Raw genomic sequence first — 7,240 nt, forward strand, 5'->3', positions numbered from 1 at the left:
TCCAGCATGGAGGATTCTCTTTTAGCGGAGAGATCGGASATTTTACATCCCTACATTCCTACATTCCTGCATTCCTGCATTCCTACATTCCTACATTCCTGCATTCCTGCATTCCTGCATTCCTCCAACTCTATTCCCTGCTCAGCCGCCGCCTCCAAAGGCCTCAGCGCCTTGCTCCCATCCTTCTCGATCAAGCTCTTGTGAATCCAGATCGCCGCCTGGCAGCCATCGCCCATGGCGATGGAAGCCTGCTCCGAATGCGCAAGGACGTCGCCTGCAGCCCACACATGGCGGATGTTCGTCATTTTGGTGCGCGGATCCGCTTCGATATGGCGGTTCCCGTGGAGCGTGACGCCGAGCTGCGCCGCCAGTCCGGAACGCACCTCGTTGCCGCCGAAGGCGACGAAGGCCTTGCCGCCCTCGATTTCCTTGCCCGACTCCAGCACGATTCCCTGCAGCTGCTCGTCCCGGATGATCAGTCGGCGGATCGGCTCCTCCATGATTTCGACGCCCTTCTGCCGGAGCTTGTCCATGAGCTCGGGAGCGATCTCCTTCTCTTCATGGTTCACATAAACCAGATCCGGCGTCCAGTAAGTCAGGATATCCGCCATATGCGCTCCCGGATTTCCCGATCCCATGACGATCGCCCTCCGGCCCGACAGCTCGTAGCCGTCGCAATCCGGGCACACGTAGATGCTTATGCCGAGACACGGAACCAGTCCCTCGAGCGGCGGCAGCCTGTCCATGACGCCTGTCGCCAGCAGCAGCCTCCGTCCCTCGAACCGCTCTGCGGCATCCGTCTCGATGACGAACTCTTCCGCTCCGTACGCCTTCGCTGTTACGGCTTTGCCCTTGACGAATTCGACGCCGACCTTCTCCGCCTGCTCCTTGCCCGCCTGGCGCAGCTCCGGCCCGCTGACCCCGTTCTTCCAGCCGATCAGATTCTGGTAACGAAGGCAGAAGTTCGATCTCCCGTTATCGGAATCGATGACCAGCACCTTATGGTTGTAGCGGCCCAGTTGAACCGCCGCGCTCAGTCCCGCAAGTCCGCCCCCGACAATGACGACATCGTATCGCATGACTCTTTTCGTCTCCTTCCGGCATAGCTTTCTTCCTGCTATTATTACCGAAACTCAGCTGAAGCTAATCGGCATACCCGGAATTGGCCCTGCGCCCAACTTGCCTTTGAGGGTTGGATTCCGAGAGGGGGAGGAGTAGAATGGAAGATGACGGCAACGATCGGAGAACACCGCAAGCAACCGGGTATAGGAAGAATTTTGAACCCAATATAGGCTAGAACCAGGGTCCGGCCAGCCCCCAGAAAGGACTTGATACCCCTCATGGCGGATTCATTCTTATGGAAGCGCAACCTCCTTGTGTTGTGGACCGGCGTCTTTTTTTGCAGCACGGCCTACTCGATCTCCATCCCCTTCATCCCGATTTTTCTGCATAACGAGCTTGGCGTCTCGAGCCGGCTCACCCTCTGGTCCGGCTTTGCTTTCGGCATCACGTTTCTCGCGAGCGCGCTGATCGCTCCCTACTGGGGCTCCCTCTCGGACAAATACGGCAGGCGCCCGATGCTCATCCGCTCCGGCTTCGCCCTCGCGGCCTTGTACATGCTCACCTTCTTCATCCACGATCCCTATCTGTTCCTGCTGCTCCGCGTCGGCCAGGGCCTGCTCGCCGGATACGTGCCCGCGGCAATCGCGCTCGTGGCGACCAATACTCCGGAGGAGAAGACCGGCTACGCGCTCGGCATCATGGCGACCTCCGGCGCGACAGGCGGCATTCTAGGCCCGCTCATCGGCGGCATCGTCAGCCATTACATGGGCAACCGCGAAAGCTTCGTCTTTTCGGGCTGCATCGTGCTCGTCTCCGCTCTTATTGCCGTCTTTTTCGTCAAGGAGCAGAATTTCAACCGCAAGACGGTACGCTCTTCGGTCCGTCAGGATCTGAAGGAAGCCTTCTCGAACCGCGTCTTCGTCACGATGCTGGGACTGGTCGCGCTGGGAACGTTCTCCGTCATGATCTTGGAGCCATTGCTGACTGTCTATGTGATCGAGCTCGGGGCAGGCAAGAGCGACGCCACGCTGCTCTCCGGCATCATTTTCTCCGCCGTCGGCATCGCGACGCTGATCGCGGCTCCCCAGTGGGGCAAGTTCGGCTCCCGGATCGGCTATACGAACGTGCTCGTCATCGGCCTGATGGGAGGCGGAATAGGCAACCTGCTGCAGTTTTTCTCCAGCAGCTATGTCGGCTTCGGCGTGCTCCGCTTCTTTTACGGCCTCTGCTTCGCCGGCGTATATCCGGCCCTGAACGCCATGATTGTGAAAGTGACGGAGCCGGAATTCCGCGGCCGCGCCTTCGGGCTGAACCAGTCCGCTACCCAGCTCGCGACGATGCTCGGCCCGATGATCGGAGGGCTGCTGGGCGGCTGGATTCCGATCCGATACGTGTTCGTCATCAACGGACTCATGCTCGTCGGCGCAGCCATCCTCATCCGCACCCGGCATCTCGAGCGGCGGGTAACCCGGACGGCCGAGGCCCGCAGCTGACAAGAGATGCCCAAAAAAACCAGCCGTTGAGCGGCTGGTTTTTTTGGGCAAGCTCCTTAGGGTGGATTGACGTGCATGCTTCTGCTCTGCGCGTGCATGCCTTTGCTCTGTACGTTCATGCCTTTGCTCTGCCATCGGCGTGCATGGTTTTGCTTTGCCAATGGCGTGAATGCCTTTGCTCTGCACATTCATGCCTTTTGCTCTGCGCCTTGATGCTTTTCCTCTGCACGAGTGCCTCTGCCATGGCGTGCAAGCCTTTTGCTCTGCGCGTCGATACTTTACTCTGCACCGGCATTCATTCTTTTCGCGTGCTTGGGATCCACGGTTCAGTATGAACCCGCCATCTTGCCGCGAAGCTGCCCGCATTCAGCCGATCCATGCCGAAACCTACAGCAGGCCGACAAGCTCCAGGCCATGTTTGATGCCGTCCTCGGCTACATCCTTCGTCACATGCTTGGCAGCCTTCTGCACGCTCTCGATCGCATTGCCCATCGCCACGCTGTTGTGCACGAGCTGCAGCATCTCGATGTCGTTCAGCCCGTCGCCGAACGCATAGACATCCTCCGGGCGGACGCCGGCAAGCTTCACGAACGTCTCGATGCCCTTGGCCTTGGAGCCGCCGAGCGGAAGCACGTCCATCGAGAACTGATGCCAGCGGATGAAGTCCAGCTCCGGGAACGTCTCCCGGTACTTCAGCTCGTCGCCGATCGTGCAGAAGAGCAGGCACTGGTAGATCTCGCGCCCGATGTAATACTCCTTGTCCCATTCCATGACCTTGTTCTTGAGCGCCAGCGAACTCATGCTCTCGTCGATGTAGTCATGCTGCTCGATATTGGCCTTCATCGTCTCTTCGTTCATATACACGATCGGATGGTCGTTGGCCACGGCGGCATCGGTAATCCGCTGCAAATATTCCGGACGGATCGGATTGCGCACGATCACCTCGCCCTTGCGGACCGCATACTGGCCGTTGTAGCTGATGAACGACTCGATGCCGAGCTCCTCGCGGATTTCCTTGAACATGAACGGTCCGCGTCCCGTAGCGATCGCCACCTCGTGGCCCGCTTCCTGGAGCCGCCGCACGGACTCCTTGGTTGATGCCGGGATGTTCTTGTCATGGTCGAGCAGCGTTCCGTCGATATCGAAAAAGATCAGTTTGCCTGTCATGATGATTCCCCCTCTAGATTTTCTATGTCAAATGCGTTCCTCGATCCTATGCGTCCACTGCCTGAAGCGCTTCGCGCAGCCGATCGGGCAGCTCCCGGCTGCGCCGCTCGGCTGCATCCATGCAGACGCTCGTCACCTCGGCGTCGGCCCTCACGACTCCCGCGGCATCCACGAGCTCCTGCTTCAGGACATAGCTGGTCCGGCCGGCGCGCCGCGGATGCGTACGCACGGTCAGGCGGTCTCCCTGCACGCATTCCCGCCTGTAGTTGATGTTGACGTTGACCGTCACCGTCTGGATGCCCATCTCGAGGAAGGCCGAGTAATCCAGTCCCGCCCGCTCGTACCAGTCTTCCCGTCCCCACTCCAGATACTCCAGGTATTTGGCGTTGTTGACATGTCCGTTCACATCGATCTCCGTGGACCGGACGACAAGCTCAAGCTCCGAAACCATCGGAACGCCCCCTTCCTGACTACGCTTCCTTGTCCCCGACAGCCGTACGGCGGGAAGCACGCCCATTCGAAGCTGCCGCAGCCGGCTCAACCCGCGATGCAGCAAAAAATCCGCCACGAGGGACGGATTCATGTAACCGCTACCGCCGGGTCGCTTCCGCGAGCCTCGAACGGATCAGTCGGATATTTTGTTCGGCGGCGATTCTCTGCTGGAGGAGCAGGTCCTCCGAGGTCGCCGTTCCGGTGGCGAACAGGAGCGCGTCCCGGGGCTGAATGCCGTCCGCCTCGGATACTCGGCCGTTCTTGGATACCCATACACAGCTTTTCATTGCCGCATCCCTCCCAGAAATAAGCTCACCAGCCGGATCATCTGCGTGTTAGGCCCTATTATAGCATTATTCACGCTGTCTTTGTAGCGCATATAGCGGAGGTTGCTCCAGGACGGTCCCGCCGGAAAATGGAATGTCGCCACATAAGGGCCGCTGCGGACACAGTAGAAGAACTTTTGGCGGGCTTCCTTGTAGTATACGCCCTCGGCCCGGCTTCCCATGCCGTACGTGAGCGCGACATAGGAGCTCTGATCGTCCAGGGCAAAAGCCCGCACCGCCGACGTCTGTCCGCAGCAGGCGACGAAGCGCAGCTCCCCGCCCTCATGCCGGTAGAGAGACGCCCCGTTGCAGGCCTCATAATGGCCGACGGTCTCGCGGCTCCAGCTGCCATAGGCATGCTTCACCTGGCGGCCCTGCAGCCGCTGGCTCACCGTGGCCAGCCAGTCCGCCCAGCTGCCCGGAGGCTCCAGCCGAACTTGCGGCAGCAGCGCCGTCATCAGGTCGAAGCTTTGGCCGGCCTGCTCCAGCCGCAGGCTGTTGTCCATGATGGACGGCTCCAGCGGGAGCAGCAGCAGGCCGCGGCGCAGCAGATCGCTGAAGTAGCTTTTCCAGTCGATCGGAACCGCTGCCGCCAGATCCTCCACATAGATGCCGCGCTGGCGGAGGTCGTACAAGAGCAGCCAGACATAGGGATCGACATGGGCGTCCGCCTCCTCGCAGGTACGGAGAAAATCCAGCAGCCGGCCATTATCGGGATACTGGCCGGTCTCCTCGACCGAACGATCGATATAGGCATCGAGCCTGTAAGCCACCGAGGCAAAAAAGCGGGCCTTCACCTGGACGTCGGCCCAGACGAGAGCCGCGATCCCTTTGTCGAGCGCTGAGATCAGCTCCGAATGGGTCACCGTAATGCCTGAGACGGGATCGTAGGTCCCTGCCTTCGTTCCAATGAAAAGCACATAGAGGTCGGACTCCCCTACCGCTTCCAGGCATTTTTCGACCGGGTTGAGATAGGAGGGCCAAGGGCCCAGATTTTCTTCCCACATCAACGGTTCATGGCCAAGGCTCTCCAGTTCCCGGAAAGCCGTCCGCCGCAGCGGCTTCAATCCGTCCTCGCTGACGGAGCTGATGAATATTTTGGTTTTGCCCATACCGGCTTCCCTCCCGTGCGGCCGTGCAGCCAAGCTCGTTTCCTGATTGTACCATATGAAAAGAAGGGATCGAGGGACAAAAGGCGCAATCCGAGCGCGGGCTTCATACGAAGGCGGCTGGAAGAAACCCACCCCTAGCGCGGCACGGCTGCTTTCTGCGGAAACAGAAGACGGGCAGAAGGGCAAAACCATGCCGCATGGTTCCACTGGAAATGGAAAAAAGGCCAGCCGGAATAACCGGCTGGCCTGAGAGCTGGCAAATCCGAGCTGTACCGATCAGCCGATCAAGCCCTCTTGCTGCATGAACCGCTTCAGCATGACGGCCGCTTGGGCGCGGCTCGCTTTCGCCTCAGGGGCGAAGGAATCTGCGGTCATGCCGGTAAGGATGCCTGCATCGACGGCTTGCGCGACGGAGACGCGGGCCCAGCCTGCAATGCCCGCCTTGTCCTTGAAGCCGTCGAGCGAAGAGGCTGCGGAAGAAGCTGCCGAGCCTTGCGCGAATGTCATCGCGCGGCCGATCATGACCGCCATTTGCTGGCGCGAGATCGTGTCGTTCGGCTTGAAGCTGCCGTCCGAGAAGCCTTCCGCCAGCTTCGCCTTCACTGCTGCGCCGACGGCGCCGGCATGCCAGTCGCCTGCGGCGACGTCGCTGAAGGCGGCTGCCGAAGCATCCGGCGCAAGGCCGAGGGAGCGGACGAGCAGCGCTGCGAATTCCGCCCGCGTGATGCTGCCGTTCGGAGCGAACTTGCCTGCAGCCGCTCCGTTGACGACGAGCTTGGAGGCGAGCAGCTCGACATCGGACTTGGCCCAATGTCCGCTGAGGTCCGCGAACGATTTGTCCGCCGTCAATACCGTGTAGATGCTGTTGCCTGTCCGCTTGAAGCTCGCCTTGACCGTACCGTCCGCCTGTTTGGCGAAGAGCGCGGGAACGAAGCTGAACGTACCCGTCTGCGGATCATACAGCGCGACGGTCGCATGGTCTCCGTTCTGGATTCCCGTCACGACGAGCGTGCGGGACACATAAGTCGAGCCGAATTCGTTCAGCTCGACGGTCTTCCCGCCGGCTGCCGCCGACATCGAGAATCCGATCGCTCCGCCAAGCGGCGATGCGCCGATCGTCGCAGCGCTCTTCTTGATGCGGCTGTTCAGATCATCGCCCGCCGGATCGATGGCGATCTGCAGGGTGATGTCGACAGCCGGAGCGCCCAGCTGCTTCGCAATTGCTGCAAAGTCCAGCACCGACAGAGGCAGCGAATATTCGCCGTCCGCCGTCTGCAGCGATACGAGCATGCCTGCGGCCGCATCCTTCAGTGCGGAGAGCGGCAGCTCGAAGCGTACCGTTTGGCCCGGCTTGCCGTCAAACGCGATGTAGACGACAGGCGCCGCGCCATGGTTGTCCTGCTTGGCCGCCTTGGCCAGCGCGTCGGCAAGCGCAGCCGCATCCGGGGCGACGACCGTTGCCGGACGGCCTGCGCCGTCGGCCGATTCGGAGACTTTGATTTTGCTCGCGTCCACGACGACCGGAGCCGCTCCGGAGCCGATCGGCGTGATCGGCTTGCCGGCTGCAGCCGGCGGCGGTGTCGGTGCC

General features: G+C 60.9%; 7 protein-coding genes. 1 reads left to right on the plus strand and 6 read right to left on the minus strand.

Translation table 11 applies throughout. From position 1 onward, the window contains the following. Positions 1-50: 50 nt before the first annotated feature. Positions 51-1,079 (minus strand): NAD(P)/FAD-dependent oxidoreductase, encoded by a 1,029-nt coding sequence (locus tag BN871_RS20905; protein ID WP_083436565.1) that lies wholly within the window; start codon positions 1,077-1,079, stop codon positions 51-53. A 261-nt stretch (positions 1,080-1,340) separates the two neighbouring features. Between BN871_RS20905 and BN871_RS20910 the strand changes: the two genes are divergently transcribed. Then, a complete protein-coding gene (locus BN871_RS20910; protein ID WP_048748632.1) occupies positions 1,341-2,555 on the plus strand; it encodes an MFS transporter in 1,215 nt (404 codons plus the stop codon). A gap of 387 nt (positions 2,556-2,942) precedes the next feature. Here the strand turns inward: BN871_RS20910 and BN871_RS20915 are convergent, their stop codons facing one another. From BN871_RS20915 to BN871_RS20935, 5 genes are all read right to left on the minus strand, one after another. Continuing rightward, a complete protein-coding gene (locus tag BN871_RS20915) occupies positions 2,943-3,722 on the minus strand; it encodes a Cof-type HAD-IIB family hydrolase (protein ID WP_048748633.1) in 780 nt (259 codons plus the stop codon). Between the two features lie 46 nt (positions 3,723-3,768). Then, a complete protein-coding gene (locus BN871_RS20920) occupies positions 3,769-4,305 on the minus strand; it encodes a thioesterase family protein (protein ID WP_021881856.1) in 537 nt (178 codons plus the stop codon). Positions 4,306-4,312: 7 nt separating this feature from the next. Next, positions 4,313-4,501, minus strand: a complete 189-nt coding sequence (locus BN871_RS20925) for a hypothetical protein (RefSeq protein ID WP_021881857.1) — start codon at positions 4,499-4,501, stop codon at positions 4,313-4,315. Further along, positions 4,498-5,652: a DUF4062 domain-containing protein gene (locus BN871_RS20930; protein WP_048748635.1), complete on the minus strand. Its 1,155-nt coding sequence runs from the start codon at positions 5,650-5,652 to the stop codon at positions 4,498-4,500. The genes BN871_RS20925 and BN871_RS20930 overlap by 4 nt, the downstream gene beginning before the upstream one ends. Positions 5,653-5,928: 276 nt before the next feature. Further along, the coding region (locus tag BN871_RS20935; RefSeq protein ID WP_048748636.1) for an S-layer homology domain-containing protein at positions 5,929-7,240 on the minus strand (1,312 nt) is incomplete at its 5' end.

Origin of the sequence: Paenibacillus sp. P22, from assembly GCF_000469945.2 — a bacterium.
Lineage (GTDB): Bacteria > Bacillota > Bacilli > Paenibacillales > Paenibacillaceae > Paenibacillus_O > Paenibacillus_O humicus.

What these genes read in the sequence shown, in the direction of transcription:
- BN871_RS20905 (WP_083436565.1), bottom strand. Translation starts at nt 1,079, where the DNA reads ATGCGATACGATGTCGTCATTGTCGGGGGCGGACTTGCGGGACTGAGC.
- BN871_RS20925 (WP_021881857.1), bottom strand. Translation starts at nt 4,501, where the DNA reads ATGAAAAGCTGTGTATGGGTATCCAAGAACGGCCGAGTATCCGAGGCG.
- BN871_RS20920 (WP_021881856.1), bottom strand. Translation starts at nt 4,305, where the DNA reads ATGAATCCGTCCCTCGTGGCGGATTTTTTGCTGCATCGCGGGTTGAGC.
- BN871_RS20915 (WP_048748633.1), bottom strand. Translation starts at nt 3,722, where the DNA reads ATGACAGGCAAACTGATCTTTTTCGATATCGACGGAACGCTGCTCGAC.
- BN871_RS20910 (WP_048748632.1), top strand. Translation starts at nt 1,341, where the DNA reads ATGGCGGATTCATTCTTATGGAAGCGCAACCTCCTTGTGTTGTGGACC.
- BN871_RS20930 (WP_048748635.1), bottom strand. Translation starts at nt 5,652, where the DNA reads ATGGGCAAAACCAAAATATTCATCAGCTCCGTCAGCGAGGACGGATTG.